This window comes from Rubrimonas cliftonensis, assembly GCF_900107585.1.
Taxonomy (GTDB): Bacteria; Pseudomonadota; Alphaproteobacteria; order Rhodobacterales; family Rhodobacteraceae; genus Rubrimonas; species Rubrimonas cliftonensis.
Window position 1 is genome coordinate 71042 of sequence record NZ_FNQM01000005.1, and the last position, 16295, is coordinate 87336.

Here is a 16295-nt window from a genome sequence, read left to right on the forward strand (position 1 = left end):
GGGGCGACCTGGGGCCGCCGCGGCAACACTCCCTTAACCATGGCCGGGCGAAGACTTGCCGATGGGCGCGCGCGACGGACTCGATCAGGCCGGAGACCTGCTTGCGGCCTCCGCGGGCGGGCCGGTCCGGCTCGTGGCCGAGAGCCCCGCGACCCGCGCGGCGCTGTCGCTGGCGATGCGCGCCGCGGCGTCGGACATCGCCGTGCTCTTCGAAGGCGAGAGCGGCGTCGGCAAGGAGGTGTTCGCCCGCGCCGTGCACGCCGCCTCGCCGCGCGCGCCGGGGCCGTTCGTGGCCGTCAACTGCGGCGCGCTGCCCGAGGCGCTGGTCGAGTCGATCCTGTTCGGCCACGAGCGCGGCGCGTTCACCGGCGCGGTGGCCCGGCAGACCGGCCGTTTCGCCGAGGCCGACGGCGGCGTGATCTTCCTCGACGAACTCGGCGAACTGCCGCTCGCCGCGCAGGTCAAGCTGCTGCGCGCGCTGCAGGAAGGCGAGATCGACCCTGTCGGCGCGGCGCGCCCGCAGCGCGTGAACGTGCGCGTGCTGGCCGCGACCAACCGCGACCTGCGGCGCGAGGTCGCCGCCGGGCGGTTCCGCGAGGATCTGTTCTACCGCGTCAGCGCGTTTCCCATCCGCATCCCGCCGCTGCGCGCCCGGCGGGAGGACATCGCGCCGCTCGCCCGCCGCATCCTCGCCGCCGTCGCGCGGGCCGAGGGCGTCGCGACGCCTGAGCTGACGCAGGACGCGCTCGACGCCCTGCGGGCCGCGCCTTGGCCCGGCAACGTGCGCGAACTGGAGAACGCGCTCCACCGCGCCGCCGTCCTGGCGGGCGGCGGGGCGCTCACGGCGCGGCATCTGGAGCAGCCGGGCGGCGCGGCGCGGCCCGAGGACGAGGCCGCCCGCTCCGTACGCGCCTTCGCCGAGGACGCCGCGATGGACCGTCGCACGCTCGCCGACGTCGAGGCCGAGCACATCCTGAGGGTGTACGGCCAGTGCGGCGGCCGGATCAGCGAGACCGCGCGCCGCCTCGGGATCGGCCGCACCACGCTCTACCGCAAGCTCGCCGATCTCGGCGTCGCGCCGACCGAGCGCCGTTAGCCGCGCCCAGACAGCCGCCCAGACGACCGCCCAGACGACCGACCCGACAGCCGCCGCGCCGCCCGCAACGACGGCGCCGCGCCCGCCTGCGTCACGCCGTCCGCAGCCATGCCCCTTCCCGCGCGAAGCCCGCGACGGCGTCCCCGGCCATCGGGCGCGCGAGCGCGTAGCCCTGCAGCACGTCGCAGCCGAGCGCCCGGACGGCGGCGACGTGCTCCGGCGTCTCCACGCCCTCGGCGACGATCTCGCAGCCGAGCGTCCGGCCGATGCCGACCAGCGCGCGCACGACGTCGCGCTGCCGCGGGTTGTCGACCACCGGCATGATCAGCTCGCGGGCGATCTTCAGCCGCCGCGGCCGCACCGCCATCACGCTGGCGATGGAGGCGTGGCCGGTGCCGAAGTCGTCGATCTCGATCTCCACGCCCATCTCGTTCAGCGTGTCGATGTTCCAAGACGCCGCCCCGCAGCGGGCATCGAGAAAGCTCGACTCCAGCAGTTCGAACGCCACGGTCCCGCGGGCCATGTCTAGGCCGCGCAGGCTCTCGATCAGCCCCTCGTCCTGCAGCCGGCGCATCGAGACGTTGACCGACACGCGGTCGACCGCGACGCCCTCGGCGCGCCACTGCGCCCGGTCTCCCAGCGCCGTGACGAGAATGGCGTGGTCGATCTCGCCCAGCAGGTCGAGCTCCTCGGCGATCGGCAGGAACTCGGCGGGGGCCAGCACGCCGAATTCGGGGTGGCGCCAGCGCGCCAGCGCCTCCGCCCCGACGATCCTCAGCGTCCGCGCGCAGAACTGCGGCTGGTAGAATGGCGCGATCTCGCCGCGGGGCAGGCCGGCGAGCAGGTCGTCGGAGAGCCGCCGGGCCCGTTCCGCCCTCGCGCGCAGGTCGCTCGTGAAGAAGGCGCTGCGCATGCCGCCGGCCCTGCGGGCGGCGTCGAGCGCCAGCGCCGCCTCGGCGAGCGTCTGCGCAGCGCGCGTCGCGGGCGCGAAGGGCGACGTCGGCGACCGCGACGCCGCGTCCGGGGCGCGGCCGTCCGCCACGCCGATGCTGGCGCCGACGCGGCACACCTCGCCGTCCACCGCCACGGGCAGCGCCAGCGCGCCGATCAGCCGGCTCGCCAGGGCCGTCAGCGCCTCGCGCCCGGCGCCGTCCACGGTCATGACGGCGAACTCGTCGCCGCCGACGCGGGCGATGAACGCGCCCGCCCCGGCGTGGCGGCGCAGCGCCTCCGCCGCGTGGCGCAGAACGCCGTCGCCGGCCGCCTGCCCCAGCGCGTCGTTGACCTGGCGGAAGCGCTCGAGGTCGATGTGGAGTACGGCCACGCCGTCCGGATCGCGCGCCAGCCGCTCCCGCAGCGCCTCGTGGAACCCCTGGCGGTTGGCGAGCCCGGTGAGCGCGTCCTCCCGCGCGAGCCGCTCGGCCCTGCGGACATGGGCGCGCAGAGCGTTCTCGCGGGTCATGGCGGCGGCGCGCATCCGCGCCAGCCGCGCGCCGCGGCGGCGCAGGCCGGCGAGGGCGCGGCGCATCGCGCGCAGCCCGGGTCTCACGACGAAGGCGGCCTGCAGCAGGAGCGCGGCGAGCACCGCGGCTACCGTCGCCGTCCGCGCCGCCTCGGCGCGACGCATGTCGCGGGCGGCCTCGGCCTGGAAGGCCGCGGCGGCGGCGCGCATCGCGAAGGCGAGCGCGCCGCGGCTCTCCGTCTGCAGCCGCGCCAGGGCGGCCGCCGGGTCCGGCGCGCCGATCAGCAGCCGCCGCGCGTCGCCGGCGGCCGCGCGCGCGGCGACGTCGAGCCCGTCCGGGCCGTCGAACAGGGCGCGCAGCGCGGCGGCGCGCCGCGACTCCGCCAAGAGGGCCGCATGCCCGCGCTCGAACAGCGTCAGCGTCTCGCCAAGGGCGATGCGGCCGGCCAGCGTCGGCCTCTCGGTGAAATCGCGCGCGGTGTCGCCAAGGCGCCTCAGCCGCGCCTCCTGCCGGGCGCTTTCGGCGACGTTGAGGGCGCGCTCGCGGCCCGTTTCGAGGTTGAGGCGGGCGCTCAGCTCCACCGCGAAGACGGCGGCGACGATCACCGCCATCGACAGCAGGTAGCGACGCCACAGAACCGCCGGCGCCGCGCTCGCAGCGTCGAGGAACCCTGCGCCCATGCGTCGCCGCTTCATGTCGCCCCCTGCAGATCCCGGCCCCAGCGATAGGGTCGCGGGCTTGACGGGAAGTTAAGCGGGCGGCGCGGGCGGTTGCGGGCGCCTCAGAGCACCCGCGTCCCCTCCCGCCACAGCCCGCGCACGACGCAGAGGCGCTCGACATGGTAGACCCGCGCGAGGTCGGCCCGCAGGCCCGGCGCGACGGCCCCGCGGTCGGCGAAGCCGGCGGCGCGGGCGGGGTTGGCGGTGACGCAGGCGATGGCGGCGGGCAGGTCGTAGGCCTCCACCTCCTCGGCGAGCTTGAACGCGGCCAGCATCAGCGAGGCGGGCGCATAGTCCGAGGACAGGATGTCCACGAGTCCCGCCTCCGCCAGCGCCAGCGCCGACACGTTGCCGGAATGCGAGCCGCCGCGCAGCAGGTTCGGCGCCCCCATCAGCACCTGCATCCCCGCGGCGCGCGAGGCGCGGGCGGCCACCGCCGTGGTCGGGAACTCCGCGATTGCGGCGCCGATCTCGACGCTCTCGGCGACATGCTCGGCGGTCGCGTCGTCGTGGCTCGCCACGATCAGCCCGCGGGCCCGCGCGCGCTCGGCCAGCGCGGCGCGGTTGTCGCGCTCATGGGCGATCTGCAGGCGGCGGGCGGTCTCGATGAAGGCGGCCATCTCGGCGTCGGAGAAGCCCTTCCTGCCCTGGTAGTACTCGACGTATTTCTCCAGCCGCGCGAACTGGCGCTGGCCGGGGGTGTGGTCCATCACCGAGATGAGCCGCACCCGCGGGTCGCCGCCCACCCGGTCGTATTCGGCGATCAGGTTCGGCGAGCACAGCTCGCAGCGGATGTGGATGTGATGGTCGGCGCGCAGCAGGCCGAGCGCGCGAAGCTGCGCCGCCGCCTCCGCCGCGCCGGCGGCGTAGTCGCCGAGGCCGCTGTCGCGGTCGTCGATGGAGCCGACGCGCAGCGCGTCCAGCACCGTGGTCGCGCCGACCGAGGCGAACTCGCCGTCATGGGCGGCGAGCGCGGCGCGGCGCGGCCAGTCGACGCCCGGGCGCGGGCGCAGGTGGCGCTCCAGATTGTCGGTGTGCAGCTCGACGAGGCCGGGGATCAGGTAGTCGCCGTCTAGATCGACGGCGCCCGCCGCCGAGCATGGCCCCGCGCTCACGTCGGCGATCAGCCCGTCGCGGATCAGCACCGCGCCGCGCAGCACGGCGTCGGGCGTGACGACGCGGGCGTTGGCGAGGACGGTCTCGCCGGCCCCGGCCGAAGACCCGTCCGCCGGGGTCTGCCCGGCCTGCGCGCGCTGAACGCCCATGGCGCCTCCAGATGGTTGCGCGCCCCGTCGGGGCCGCGTGCGGCGCGGGCGGCGTGCGCCCGGCGCGGTCGATTTCCGCGCGACCGCTGACGCTGTCGCGCGGCGGCGGCGCGGGGCGTCAGGGCGCGAGCGCGCCCGAGGCGGCGTCCAGCCAGCGCCCGCTCTCGCGCAGGCGGGCGAGCCCGGCGTCGAGCGCGGCCAGCGCCGCCAGCCCCTGCGCGTCGTCGCTGCGCGCCGCCGCGCGCAGCGTGGCGAAGCGGGCCAGCGCGACGGCCTCGACCAGCGCGGCGGACGCCTGCGGCGCCGCCATCGCGGCGTCGGCGTCGGCGGCCTCCGAGATCACCGCGTCGGCCTCGCCGGCGATGACCGCCGCGAAGCAGCCCAGCGCGTCCTGCTGCCGGAGCCCGGCGGCGGGAAAGCCGAGCGCCGCCAGCGCCGCCGGCGCGGCCGCCCGAGTGGCGCAGAGCCGCGCGCCGGAAAGCCCGCCCGGCGTCGAGGGCGACGGCGCGTCCGCGGCGAGGTGCACGACGAGCATCCGCTCCACCAGGGGCCGCGACCACGCCCTCCCGCCGCAGAAGCGCTCCGCGGCGGGGCAGTCCGGCCTGATCTGCGGCACGGTGAGGCCCGATGGCGCGGGCGTTGCCGCTCCGCCGGCCTCCGCCGCGGCGGGGGCGGCGGAGGGAGCGGCGGCAGGCTCGACGCCGTAGCCGTCCTCGCCGAGCGTCAGCGTCAGCGCGGCCCGTGCGACCGCCTCGGCCGCGCCGGCGTCCGCGCCGACGCGCAGCATGACCGCCCGGGCGGACCCGGCTGCGGACGCAGCTGCGGCCGGTCGCGCCGCGTCGGCCTCTCCGGACGCCGCGTCGTCCGAGGCTCCAAAGGGTTCCGCATCGTCGCCGGCGGCCCCGTCCGCCGCCCCGGCCGCCGCCGGGTTTGTCGCCCCGGCCGCCGCCGGGTTTGTCGCCCCGGCCGCCGCCGGGTTTGTCGCTTCTGGCGAAGCGGCCCTATGCGATGCGTCCGCGTCCTGCGCACCCCCGTCCTGCGTCTCCCCGTCCTGCGCGTCCGCGTCGCGCTCCCCGATTTCGCGCCTGGCCGCGTCGGTCCCTTCGCCAGCAAGCGCGTCCTCTGCGCCGCGGGGCGGCAGCGCAGCTTCCTCCGTGGACCCCGCCGATCCGACCGCCTGCGGCCAGACGCCGGCCGGCAACGGGATGGGGTCGCCGTCGGCGTCGAGGCACGGGATCGCGATGACGTCGCCGATCTCGATCAGCGACGGGTCGCGCGTCGCCACCCGGCCGCGGTTGAAACGCCAGAGCGGGATGTAGCTGGCGCCCGGCCCATAGGCCCGCCGCGCCACGCGCTGCAGCGTATCGCCGCGCTGGATGACATAGGTTTCGCCGCAGGGCAGCTCCTGCGCCGCCGCGCCGCCGGCCGCGGCCGCGGCCAGCGCGCCCGCGGCCAGCGCCGCGAGCAGCGTCGGCGCCCGACGCTTCCCGCCCGCGCCTCCACCGTGTCGCATCGGCCCGATCACTCCGCCGCGACGGCGCCGGCGCTGGCCGCGAGCGCCTGCTCCAGATCGGCGATCAGGTCGTCCGCGTCCTCGATGCCGATCGACAGGCGGATCACCTCCGGCCCTGCGTTCGCCGCCGCCTGCTGCTCAGGCGTGAGCTGGCGGTGCGTCGTCGAGGCGGGGTGGATGATCAGCGAGCGCGCGTCGCCGAGATTGGCGAGATGGCTGAACAGCTCGACCGAATCGACCAGCTTCACGCCGGCGTCGTAGCCGCCCTTCAGCCCGAAGGTGAAGATGGCGCTGCATCCCTTGGGGCAGTAGCGCTTCGCGCGCTCGGCCCAGGGGCTCGACGGCAGCCCGGCGTAGTTCACGAAGCTCACGGCAGGGTGGCGCTCCAGCCACGACGCCACCTTCAGCGCGTTGGCGCAGTGGCGGTCCATGCGCAGGCTCAGGGTCTCGATGCCGATCAGCGTCTCGAAGGCGTTCATCGGCGCCTGGCACATGCCGAGGTCGCGCAGCGTCACCGCGATGCCGTAGAAGGTGAAGGCGAGGTTGCCGAAGGTCTCGTGGAACTTCAGCCCGTGGTAGCTGGGGCAGGGCTCGCTGAGGGCGGGGAACTTGCCCGAGGCGGTCCAGTCGAAAGTTCCGCTGTCCACGACCATGCCGCCCATCGAGGTCGCGTGGCCGCAGAGATACTTGGTGGTCGAATGCACGACGAGGTCGGCGCCATGCTCGAAGGGGCGGCAGAGGTACGGCGTCGCGGTGGTGTTGTCGACGACCAGCGGCAGACCGGCCTGCCTCGCGACCGCCGAGGCCGCGGCGAGGTCGGTGACATAGCCGCCGGGGTTGGCGATCGCCTCGCAGAACACCGCGCGGGTGTTCTCGTCGATCGCCGCCGCCACTGCGGCCATGTCCTCGAAATCGACGAAGCGGACCTCCCAGCCGAAATGCCTGAAGGCGTGGTTGAACTGGTTGACCGAGCCGCCGTAGAGGCGCGTCGAGGCCACGAAGTTCAGGCCCGGCCGCATCAGCGGGAACAGCGCCATGATCTGCGCGGCGTGGCCCGAGGCGCAGGCCACCGCGCCCACGCCGCCCTCCAGCGTCGCCACCCGCTCCGCCAGCACCGCCACCGTGGGGTTCTGCAGCCGCGAGTAGATGAAGCCGAGCTCCTGGAGATTGAAGAGCGCCGCGGCGTGGTCGGCGTCGCGAAAGACATAGGCGGTGTTCTGGTAGATCGGCGTCTGCCGCGCGCCGGTGGCGGGGTCAGGCTGCGACCCGGCATGGACCTGAAGCGTGTCGAAGCCGTAGGTGCGATTCGCCATGATCTCCCTCCTAGAGCGGTCTCGCGGGAGCTTCTGGCCCCTGCGCGCGCGGAGCCTACACCGCCGGCCGGCGGCGCGACAGGGGCGCGGCGCCCGACAGGGGCGCGGCGGCGCGCCGCTTCTCGGGCCGGCGCTTCTCGGGCCGCCGCCTTTCGGGCCGCCGCCTCAGCTTCGGCGCGACGAGATCACGCCGGTGTTGAAGCCGCCGATGCGCAGCTCGTTGAACAGCCGCTGATGCTCGATCTTGGGGCAGTGGTTCATCACGACCTCGACGCCCCGCGCCTCCGCGCGGGCCGCCGCCTCCCAGTCCATCACGCCGATCTGCATCCAGACGGTCGAGAGCCCCCGGTCGCCGAGCGCGTCTAGCGCCTCGTCCACCACCGCCCCGGCCTCGCTGGAGCGGCGGAACACGTCCACCATGTCGATCCGCAGGTCTGCAGGAATGTCGGCGAGGCTGGCGCGCACCGGCTCGCCGCCGATCTCCTGGCCGACATAGGCCGGATTGACGGGGATCACCCTGTAGCCCTTCTGCGCCAGATAGCGCGCGACATAGGCCGATGGACGAACCGGGTTGACCGAGACGCCGACTGCGGCGATGACCTTCGTGCGCTGGAGAATCCTGCGCAGCGTCGCGTGGCTGTAACTCGGCAGGCGCATCGCATGGCTCCCTTAAACGGTGCGAGCGATCCCCTAGCATCAAAAAAAAGCGCCCGCACGAGGCGGGCGCAAAGTCGGAACGAGGGACAGTGAGTGGTGGGGCTGGCCGGCGTGCGCCGACCGGCCCCGCATCACATGTGGAGACGATACTCCGGATTGGTAGGGAAGTCTCGTTCTCGTTTTGGTTAATTGCCACATTTCTGGCGCAATCAGTCTCGACCCGCCACATTCCGCCTGGCGTGAGCCAGATGCAGCGCAACGGCCGCCGCGTTCGACACGTTGAGCGAGGCGAAGGCGCTCGCGGCGGGGATCGCGGCCAGCGAATCGCAGGTCTTCGCGGTCAGCTCCCGCAGCCCGGCCCCTTCCGCGCCGAGCACCAGCCCGAGCGGGCGGCGGCCCGTCGCGGCGACGGCCTCCGGCAGCGCCAGCCCCGCCGCGCCGTCGAGCCCGATCAGCGCATAGCCCATCTCCTTCAGCGCTGACATTGCGCGGGCGAGGTTTGGCGGGCGCAGATAGGGCTGGCGCTCCAGCGCGCCCGAGGCCGCCTTGGCGAGCGCGCCGGTCTCCGGCGCGCTGTGGCGGCGCGGCGCGATCACCGCCCGCGCGCCAAAGACCTCCGCCGAGCGCAGCATCGCGCCCACATTGTGGGGGTCGGTCACGCGGTCGAGCAGCAGCGCGACGGGCGCGGGGTCGTCGGGAAGGGGCCGGCACCGGCTCGACACGTCGCCCCAGTCGAGCGGCTCGGCCTCCAGCGCGGCGCCCTGGTGCACCGAGGCGGGATCGAGCGGCGCGGTGAAACGGCGCGGGTCGGCGATCTCGGGCGTCATGCCCGAGGCCGCGACCGCCTCGGCCAGCCGGTCGGCGGCGTTGCGGGTGAGGATCAGCCGGCGGCGGACGCGGGCGGGGTTCTCCAGCGCCTCGCGCACCGCATGCAGGCCGAACAGCCACACCGTCGCGTCCTCCGCGTCCTCCGGGCGGCGCCAGGGCGCGGCGCGGCCCGGCCCCGCTCGTCGCGCCTCCGCGCGGACGTGGCCGCGGTGGTCGCCGCCGCCCCCAGAGCCGCCCCCAGAGCCGCCGCGCCCGTCGCGCCGCCCGCCCAAGCCCTGATGGCCGCCCCGATCGCCGCCGCCATCGCCGCCGCCGTCGCTTCCGCCCCCGGCCATGCTCAGGCCGCCGGGCTGGCGCTGGGCTTCCAGGTCAGCTTCACCGAAAGCTCGGTCTCCGCGCCGGCGCGGGTGATGACGAAGCCCGCCGAGCCGCTCAGCTTCAGCCCGACCTGCACCTCCACCTCGCTCGGCGCCACGGCGAGCTGCGACAGCACGTCCGTCACCCCGCCGGCGCAGGCGCGCAGCACGCCGAGCGCATCGCTGAAGCTGCCCGGCGCCTTCGCCACCGTCTCCTGCGGGCCGCCGCCCTTGGCGACCATGCCGCCCTGCGGCCGGGCGCCGGCGGCGCGGGCGGCCGCGTCGTCGATCTCCACCGCCACCGGTCCGTGCGGCGTGTCGAAAACCATGAGGTTGGTCATTCTTCGTCCTTGCCGGTAAGCGCGCGCGTCGGCGACAGTGTTCCAGAACGGAGCGGGGGCGTCGATGGCGGACAAGGTCGCGCTGCTGATCGGCAATTCGGTGTACGAGCACGCGCGCCTCGCGCGTCTCTCCGCGCCGTCGGCGGACGTCATCGCGCTGCGCGAGGCGCTCGGCGACAAGGCGATCGCCGGCTTCGAGACCGAGCTCCTGCTCAACGCGGGGCTCGACGAGGCGCGCGCCGCGATCAACCGCCTGTTCGCGAACCGCCACCCCGACGACACCGTGCTGCTCTACTATTCCGGTCACGGCGTGCGCGACGCGCATGGCGACCTCTACCTCGCCCTGCCGCGCACCGACCCCGACGACCCCAGCCCGATGTCGCTCGACGCCGACTTCATCCGCAAACGCATGAGCCGCAGCGGCTCGCGCCGTCAGGTGCTGATGCTCGACTGCTGCCACAGCGGCGCCTTCCAGCCCGGCGCCAAGAGCGGCGGGAGCGACCTCCTGGTGCGGACGGACTTCGACCCCGGCGGCCACGGGCGCTTCGTGCTGGCGGCCTCAGGCGCGGAGGAGAGCGCCTTCGAGGTCGACGGCCGGTCGATCTTCACCCGCCACGTCGTCGACGCGCTGAAGAACGGCGAGGCGGCGGCGGAGCGGGAGTTCATCACCATCAACGACCTGCACCGCTATGTCGCGCGGCGCGCGCCGGACGACAATCCGGCGATGCGGCCGCGCCTTTGGGTCGACGACCAGACCACGGCGCTGATCCTCGCGCGCAACCCCAATCCGCGCCGGCCGCTGCCGGCCGACGCAGTGGCGGCGCTGTGGGAGAGCGACCTCTACGGGGCGCTCGGCGCCGCAGCGCGGCTGTGGGACATGGCCGAGGCGGACCCGCGCATGGCCGCCGACGTCAGCCGCCAGTTCGAGCAGCGCCTCGCCCGGCTCGACGACCTCAACGTGATAGTGGCGGACTGGCTGCGGCAGGCGCTCGCGCGGCCCGCGGGCGCCGAGGCCGCGTCCAGGGCCGAGGCGGCGGCGGCCGCGCTGCGGGGCGAACTGGCGTCGGCGCGGGAGGCCGGCAAGGCGGCGGAGGCCGAGGCGGCGGGTCTGCGCAGGGAATGCGACGAGGCTCGCGAGGCGCTCGCCGCCGCGCAGGCCGAGGCGGAGCGCGGCCGCGCGCGGGCCGCGCAGGAGGCCAAGGAGCGGTCGGATCTGGCCGCCGCGGCTGAGCTGCGGCGGGTTGAGATCGCGCAGTTGCAAAATGCGCTGTCGCGCGCCGAGGGCGAGCGCGAGACGTTGCGCGGCGAGCTCGCGCGCAGGACGGCCGGCGCCGGCGAGGCCGCGCCGGCGACCTTCGCGGACCGGCTGTGGGGCGCGCGCGCGGGCGGGCCGGCCGACGCGCGGCGCACGCGGCTGCGCAACTGGGCTCTCGTCGCGCTTGGGATCGTCATCCTCCTCGCGCTCGCGATGGAGAACAGCGCGCCGGTGGCGTTCTACCCCGTCTATCCCGGCTACTGAGCGCGGCGCCGGCGCATCGTCGGACGCGCGCCAGTCGGTCGAGGACGGCGGCCACGGTCGAGGGATGGCGGCGGAGGCTCTCATCGGGCCGGGGCGGCGGCGCTGTGTCGGACGCGGGGGGCGAGGCCGGCGAACGCCTGAGCGCCTGCGCCGCGGCGCAATTGCGCGCCTTCAGCCGTCGAGCCGTCCGGTCACGGCGTAGGCGAGCAGGGCGGCCACCTGTTCCGGCGTCTCGGCGACGGCCAGCGCGGCGGCGTCGACCTCCTTCAGCGCATGAGCGTGGTCGGGGCCGTGCAGGATGATCAGGGGCTTGCCGAGGGCTGCGGCATAGCCGGCGTCGAAGGCCGCGTTCCACTGCCTGTATTTCTCGCCGAAGCGCACCACCACGACGTCGGCCTTCTCCAGCAGCGTGCGGGTGCGGATGGCGTTGAGCTGTGCGCCCTTGCGATCATGCCAGAACTTGTTCGGCTCGGCCCCGAGGATCGCCACGCCGCAGTCGTCTGACGCCTCGTGGTCCGTCACCGGCGCGGAGAAGGCGACGGGGAGCTTCCGCGCGGCGCAGGCGGCGGCGATGGTCTCGCGCCAGTCGGTGTGGATCTCGCCGGAGAGGTACACGTTCCAGGTCGTCGTCGAGGTCATCGGGAGGTCTCCGTTCGGTTTGACTGGCCGCTTATGGCCTCCGCCGCGGAGGCGGGGCAACCGGCGACCCCGGCGCAGCCGCGCCTGCCGGCGGGGCTCCGCGCCGGCGCCAGGCGACCGCGCGCCGCGCACGCGCCGCGACCTCCTGCACGCAGCGGGGATCGCGAGGGGCGGCGGCCAGAGACGGGCGGCCAGAGACGGGCGGCCAGAGACGGGCGGCCAGAGACGGGCGCAATGCGATTGCGCCGGTGTGTTGCAGCGTGCAGGTCGGGCGCGACGGCGCCCTTGGCGAGATGCTGCGGGGCGCGGCGCGGAGGGTGGGGGGGGCGAGGCGTGCTGTGCGATCGGGGGCCGCGCGATGTGGTAGGCGGGCGGAGCTTGCCGGCGAAGGCGCGCTGCGGCTCGCTCCCGAGCGCCCGAGCGCCCGAGCGCCCGAGCGCCCGAGCGCCAGCCGCCGCACGACCGAAGATGAGCGCGCCCAACTGCCATTGCGCGCGTGCTCTTTCGCGCACGGGTTCGCGGAAGGGGTGATGGCGCTCGTGGACGCGCTCGGCGGCGCGCTCTCGCGGGGGGGCTGGTTCGGCGGCCTTGTCGGCGCCTGCGGGGCTTTCCCGTTTGCGCGGAGGCGCTCGAACTTGCAGCGCCTGCGGCGATGGGCGGCGCCGGCCCCTTCGGTCGTCCGCGCGCGCCTCTTGAGCCGTTTGCGCGCACGACCCGGAACAGGGCCGGCTGCGCGAGCCGGCGCGCGGCTGCGGCCGGCGTCGGGATCCGGCGTCGGGATCGGGAGCCGATCGCGCGCGGCGCGCTTTCCGCCGGCCGCAACGCTCAGCTCTCCGGCGCCGGCAGGCTCGGAGTCGCGCGGAACAGCAGCTTCGACTGGTCGCGCGGGTGCGTCGCCCGGGGCGCGGCGCCGCGGACGAGGCCCCGTGCGCGGCCTGCGGCGCCGTAGGCGGGCGGGCGCGAGCCCTCCGGCTGCGGGCGGCGCACCTCGTCGGCGGGCGCGAGGCTCGCCGCGCCCACGTCGTCGCGCGCGCCGACGCGACCTTCCGCCAGCGCGTCGAGCAGGTGGGAGACGTCCTCGATCCGCTCGGCCACGAGATGCGCGACCGCGCCCTCGCGCTGCACGCGGCCCGTGACGCGCAGCAGCCGCCCCGCCAGCACCGCGCGGCGGTGCCGTTCGTAGACCTTGGACCAGACCACCACGTTCACCACGCCGGTCTCGTCCTCCAGCGTGATGAACAGCACGCCCTTGGCGCTGCCAGGGCGCTGGCGGACGATCACCAGCCCGGCCGCGGCCGCCAGCGCGCCATGGGGGACAAGCGCCGCCCCGTGAGAAAGCGCCGCCCCGTCCGCAAGCGCCGCCCCGTCCGCAAGCGCCGCCCCATCCGCGCGCCCATCTGCGCGCCCATCCGCGCGCGCTGAGGCGTCGGCAAGCGCCGGGCCGCCGCGCCGGCCGTGGCCGAGCCCCCCGGCGCCCGGCGGCGCCTCGCCGCCCTCAGCCCGGTCTGCGAGAGACCCGCTGGCCTGAGAGGTGGTGGCCTGAGAGGGGAGGGGGCGAGACGGCAGTCGCCGGGGTGCGGCGGACATGGACGAGAACCCCGCGCCGGCCTCCGCCGCGCCCGGCTTCCCTGCAGCGCTGTCGGCGGCGTCCGTCTCGCCCCCTGCGAGACCGGCGCCATCGGGGCGCAGGTCGGCCGCGCCCGCGAAGGGCGCGCCGCCGATCATCCGCGCCGTGACGCAGGCGGGCGGGCGCGGCCAGCAGCCATGGATCGCAGAGGACGCAGGATGCGGCGGCAGCGGCGCGCGCGCCGGCTTCGCCGGGCGCGCGCCCTCCGGGTCCGCCCGCGCGCGCAGGGCGTCGGCGCGGCGGCGGGCGGCGAGGCTGCGCTCGCCGGCGAAATGCGCCGCGCCTGCCGCGCCGGAGGGAGGTGGAATGATGCTCATGATCGGAACATAATGCGAACATATGCGCCCGCGCAATCGATTCGCCACCTCTTGGGTGTCCAACCGTCCCGGGGCCGAGCCGCCTCAGAGTCTGACCCGAAACGCCGCTTCGGGTCTCTGCCCACAGCCCCGCCCTAGCCTCCCGGCCATTCGAACTGCGCAATGCATGGGGGTGGGAAAGGGGTTTCAGGGCGGTGGCCGGCCTTGAAATCCGCCATCCGGCGAATTTCGGGTCAGGCTCTCATAAGGTCGACCGGCCGGCCGCCGATCAGCACCCGCTCGACCTCCAGCGCGCCGTTCAGCGTCACCACGTCCGCCCGCGCACCCGGCGCGAGGCGCCCGATGTCGGCGCGGCCCAGCCACGCCGCCGGCGTCGCGCTCAGCCGCCGCGACGCCTCGGCCAGCGGCAGGCCGATCGCGACGAGGTTGCGCAGGGCTGCGTCCATGGTCAGCGCCGAGCCCGCCAGCGCGCCGCTCTCCAGCCGCATCGCCCCGCCGCGCTTGATCACCCGTTGGCCGCCCAGCGCATAGACGCCGTCCGGCATGCCCGCTCCCGCCGTGGCGTCTGTCACGCCGTAGAGGCCCGGGATCGCCCGGCGCGCGGCGAGGATCGCCCCGGCCTCGACATGGATGAGGTCGGGGATGATCTCGGCGAACTCGGCATGCGCCAGCGCCGCCCCGGCCGCGCCGTTGTCACGGTGGGCGAGGCCCGACATGGCGTTGAAGAGATGCGTCGCGCCGCAGCCCGCCAGCAGCGCCGCGGTCCCTTCGGCGTAGGAGCAGAGCGTGTGGCCGATCTGCGGCCTGACGCCCGCGGCCTTCAGCGCGGCCAGCAGCGCGCCGCCGGGGTCGCACTCCGGCGCGAAGGTCATCGCCAGCACGGGCGCCCGCTTCAGCCAGTCGGCGAGCAGCGCCAGATCCGGCGCTGCGGCGAAGGGCGGCTGGGCGCCGAGCTTGGCTGGGTTGAGGAACGGGCCTTCGAGATGGGCCCCGAGCACGCGGGCCCCTTCCTGCGCCCCCTCCGGCGCCCCCTCCCGCATCGCGTCTCGCACCGCGTCGAGAAACGCCGCGGTCGCCTCCGGCGGCGCCGTCACCGAGGTCGCCAGCAGCGCCGTGGTGCCGTGGCGGGCGTGCAGCCGCGCCGCCCGGCGGATCGCGTCGCCGCCCGCCATCATGTCCGCGCCGCCGCCGCCGTGGACGTGCAGATCGACGAAGCCGGGCAGCACGAAGGGCGCCGCCGGCGTCTCGGTCGGGGCGCCCTCCACTGCGATCACGCCGGCGTCGCAGCGCAGCCGCCCCGCGCGCCAGCCGTCCGGCGTCAGCACCGAGCCTTCGAGCGCGACGCTCATGACGCATCTCCCGGCGAGGCCCGAGGCGGCGACGCGGCGTCTTCCTGCGGCAGACGCTCGGGCGGGGCGAGACCGCGCAGCGCCATGAGCGCCCCGTCGAGCGCGTCGCCCCGCGGCGCGACGAGGCGTGCGCGCAGGGGGGCGGGCAGGCGCGGGGCCAGCGTCCCGGCCAACCCGCCGAGCAGCGCGACCGGCCCAGCCGCGCCCCCGGCGCAAGGCGCCGCCGCGCTCCCGGCTCCGCGGGCCTCGGCCTCGCGGGTCTCGGGGTCGGGTGCGGACTTTTGCTGCTCCCTCCGCGGAGAAGGCGCGGACGCCCCTGAGCCCGCCGCCATCTCGCCGGGCGCAGGGGCGTCCTCGGCGCCTGGCCCCGCGCGCTCCTGCATGTCCTGCGCCGCGAGCGCCTGCCGGTCGAGCGCCACGACCGCCTGCGCCGTCTCCAGCGCCGCCGCGTCGAGCATCGCGGCCGCCGCGGCGTCGCCGTCCCGCGCCGCCGCCGCCACGGCCGGCGCCAGCGCCGCGTAGTCGGTCGGTCCCGCCTCGAGCAGCCATGCGGCGACCTGCTCCGACGTTCGGCCGATGCGCGCGGCGACCGCCTCGGTCATCGGCGAGGCCAGCCCGCGCCCGTCGAGCGCCCGCGTCAGCGCCCGCGCCGCGCAGAGGCCGATCCAGGCGCCGCCGCCCTCGTCGCCAGCGGGAAAGCCCCAGCCGCTCGCCTCCGCCACCCGCCCGTCCGGCAGCCGCGCCATGGCGATGACGCCGGTGCCGATCGCGACCGTCGCGCCCGCGCCGCCGCCATGGGCGCCCAAAAGGCTCGCGTAGCCGTCCGTCATCACCATGACCTCCGCAGCCCCGAAGCCGCCGCCCGCCGTCAGGGCGCGGCGTCGGGCCGCGCTGCGCGCCCCGGCCAGCGCCAGGGCGAGGCGGATGGGCGCGTCCGGGCGGAGGCCGGCCGCCGCCGTCGCCTGCGCCAGCGCCGCGACGATGGCGGCGCGCGCGGCCTCGACGCCGTGGGTCAGGCTCGCCGGCCCGGCCGTCGCCTCCGCCAGACGCGCCCCGTCCGGCGCGCAGAGTCGCAGGCGCAGCCCGCTGCCGCCCCCGTCCGCCGCCGCCAGCCATGCCGCGCCTGCGCTCAAGCCCCCGGCCCCTTTCCGCCGCGCGCGCCCCGTCGCGCCCTGCGCGCGCGTCCCGTCGCGTCCCGTCCCGTCCCGTCGCGTCCCGTCGCGTCGCGTCGCGTCCCGTCGCGTCGCGCCTTGCGCCTGCGACCCGCAGCGTCTTGCGCCCGCCGCGCGCGTC

General features: G+C 76.0%; 13 protein-coding genes. 2 read left to right on the forward strand and 11 right to left on the reverse strand.

Translation table 11 applies throughout. The annotated features are described in order from the left end of the window. The first annotated feature begins 61 nt into the window (after window positions 1–61). Window positions 62–1096, forward strand: coding sequence for a sigma-54 interaction domain-containing protein (locus BLW43_RS10430; RefSeq protein ID WP_093252887.1), 1035 nt, complete (start codon window positions 62–64; stop codon window positions 1094–1096). Window positions 1097–1187: 91 nt separating this feature from the next. Here BLW43_RS10430 and BLW43_RS10435 read toward each other — a convergent pair whose 3' ends face one another. The 7 genes from BLW43_RS10435 to BLW43_RS10465 form a co-directional block, all read right to left on the reverse strand. Beyond that, window positions 1188–3239 (reverse strand): putative bifunctional diguanylate cyclase/phosphodiesterase, encoded by a 2052-nt coding sequence (locus BLW43_RS10435; protein WP_093252890.1) that lies wholly within the window; start codon window positions 3237–3239, stop codon window positions 1188–1190. Window positions 3240–3340: 101 nt separating this feature from the next. Next, on the reverse strand, window positions 3341–4543 hold the full coding sequence (locus BLW43_RS10440; protein ID WP_093252891.1) for an alpha-D-ribose 1-methylphosphonate 5-triphosphate diphosphatase: 1203 nt from the start codon (window positions 4541–4543) through the stop codon (window positions 3341–3343). 118 nt (window positions 4544–4661) lie between these two features. After that, window positions 4662–6056: a LysM peptidoglycan-binding domain-containing protein gene (locus BLW43_RS10445; protein WP_093252893.1), complete on the reverse strand. Its 1395-nt coding sequence runs from the start codon at window positions 6054–6056 to the stop codon at window positions 4662–4664. 8 nt (window positions 6057–6064) lie between these two features. Beyond that, window positions 6065–7369 carry an O-acetylhomoserine aminocarboxypropyltransferase gene (locus BLW43_RS10450; RefSeq protein WP_093252895.1) on the reverse strand — a complete coding sequence of 435 codons (1305 nt, stop codon included), beginning with the start codon at window positions 7367–7369 and terminating at the stop codon, window positions 6065–6067. 165 nt (window positions 7370–7534) lie between these two features. Then, the gene (locus BLW43_RS10455) at window positions 7535–8026 is read right to left on the reverse strand and encodes a CoA-binding protein (protein WP_093252901.1); all 492 of its coding nucleotides are present in this window, start codon (window positions 8024–8026) and stop codon (window positions 7535–7537) included. A gap of 209 nt (window positions 8027–8235) precedes the next feature. Continuing rightward, complete coding sequence (locus BLW43_RS10460) at window positions 8236–9189, reverse strand: TrmH family RNA methyltransferase (RefSeq protein WP_093252903.1); 954 nt, start codon at window positions 9187–9189, stop codon at window positions 8236–8238. A 2-nt stretch (window positions 9190–9191) separates the two neighbouring features. After that, entirely contained in the window at window positions 9192–9551 is a 360-nt protein-coding gene (locus BLW43_RS10465) for a CU044_2847 family protein (RefSeq protein ID WP_093252905.1), read from the reverse strand. A 64-nt stretch (window positions 9552–9615) separates the two neighbouring features. On the opposite strand from BLW43_RS10465, the gene BLW43_RS10470 reads away from it, so the two are divergent. Then, window positions 9616–11070, forward strand: coding sequence for a caspase family protein (locus tag BLW43_RS10470; RefSeq protein ID WP_093252907.1), 1455 nt, complete (start codon window positions 9616–9618; stop codon window positions 11068–11070). A gap of 171 nt (window positions 11071–11241) precedes the next feature. Here the strand turns inward: BLW43_RS10470 and BLW43_RS10475 are convergent, their stop codons facing one another. The 4 genes from BLW43_RS10475 to BLW43_RS10490 all read right to left on the reverse strand — a co-directional run bounded on the left by BLW43_RS10475 (window position 11242) and on the right by BLW43_RS10490 (window position 16135). Continuing rightward, window positions 11242–11709: a YtoQ family protein gene (locus BLW43_RS10475; RefSeq protein WP_093252909.1), complete on the reverse strand. Its 468-nt coding sequence runs from the start codon at window positions 11707–11709 to the stop codon at window positions 11242–11244. An 825-nt stretch (window positions 11710–12534) separates the two neighbouring features. Beyond that, window positions 12535–13653 carry an OB-fold nucleic acid binding domain-containing protein gene (locus tag BLW43_RS24730; protein WP_425441175.1) on the reverse strand — a complete coding sequence of 373 codons (1119 nt, stop codon included), beginning with the start codon at window positions 13651–13653 and terminating at the stop codon, window positions 12535–12537. A 233-nt stretch (window positions 13654–13886) separates the two neighbouring features. Then, the gene (locus BLW43_RS10485; protein WP_093252911.1) at window positions 13887–15002 is read right to left on the reverse strand and encodes an N-acetylglucosamine-6-phosphate deacetylase; all 1116 of its coding nucleotides are present in this window, start codon (window positions 15000–15002) and stop codon (window positions 13887–13889) included. Beyond that, window positions 14999–16135: a glucosamine kinase nucleotide-binding domain-containing protein gene (locus BLW43_RS10490; protein ID WP_093252914.1), complete on the reverse strand. Its 1137-nt coding sequence runs from the start codon at window positions 16133–16135 to the stop codon at window positions 14999–15001. The genes BLW43_RS10485 and BLW43_RS10490 overlap by 4 nt, the downstream gene beginning before the upstream one ends. Window positions 16136–16295: the final 160 nt, after the last annotated feature.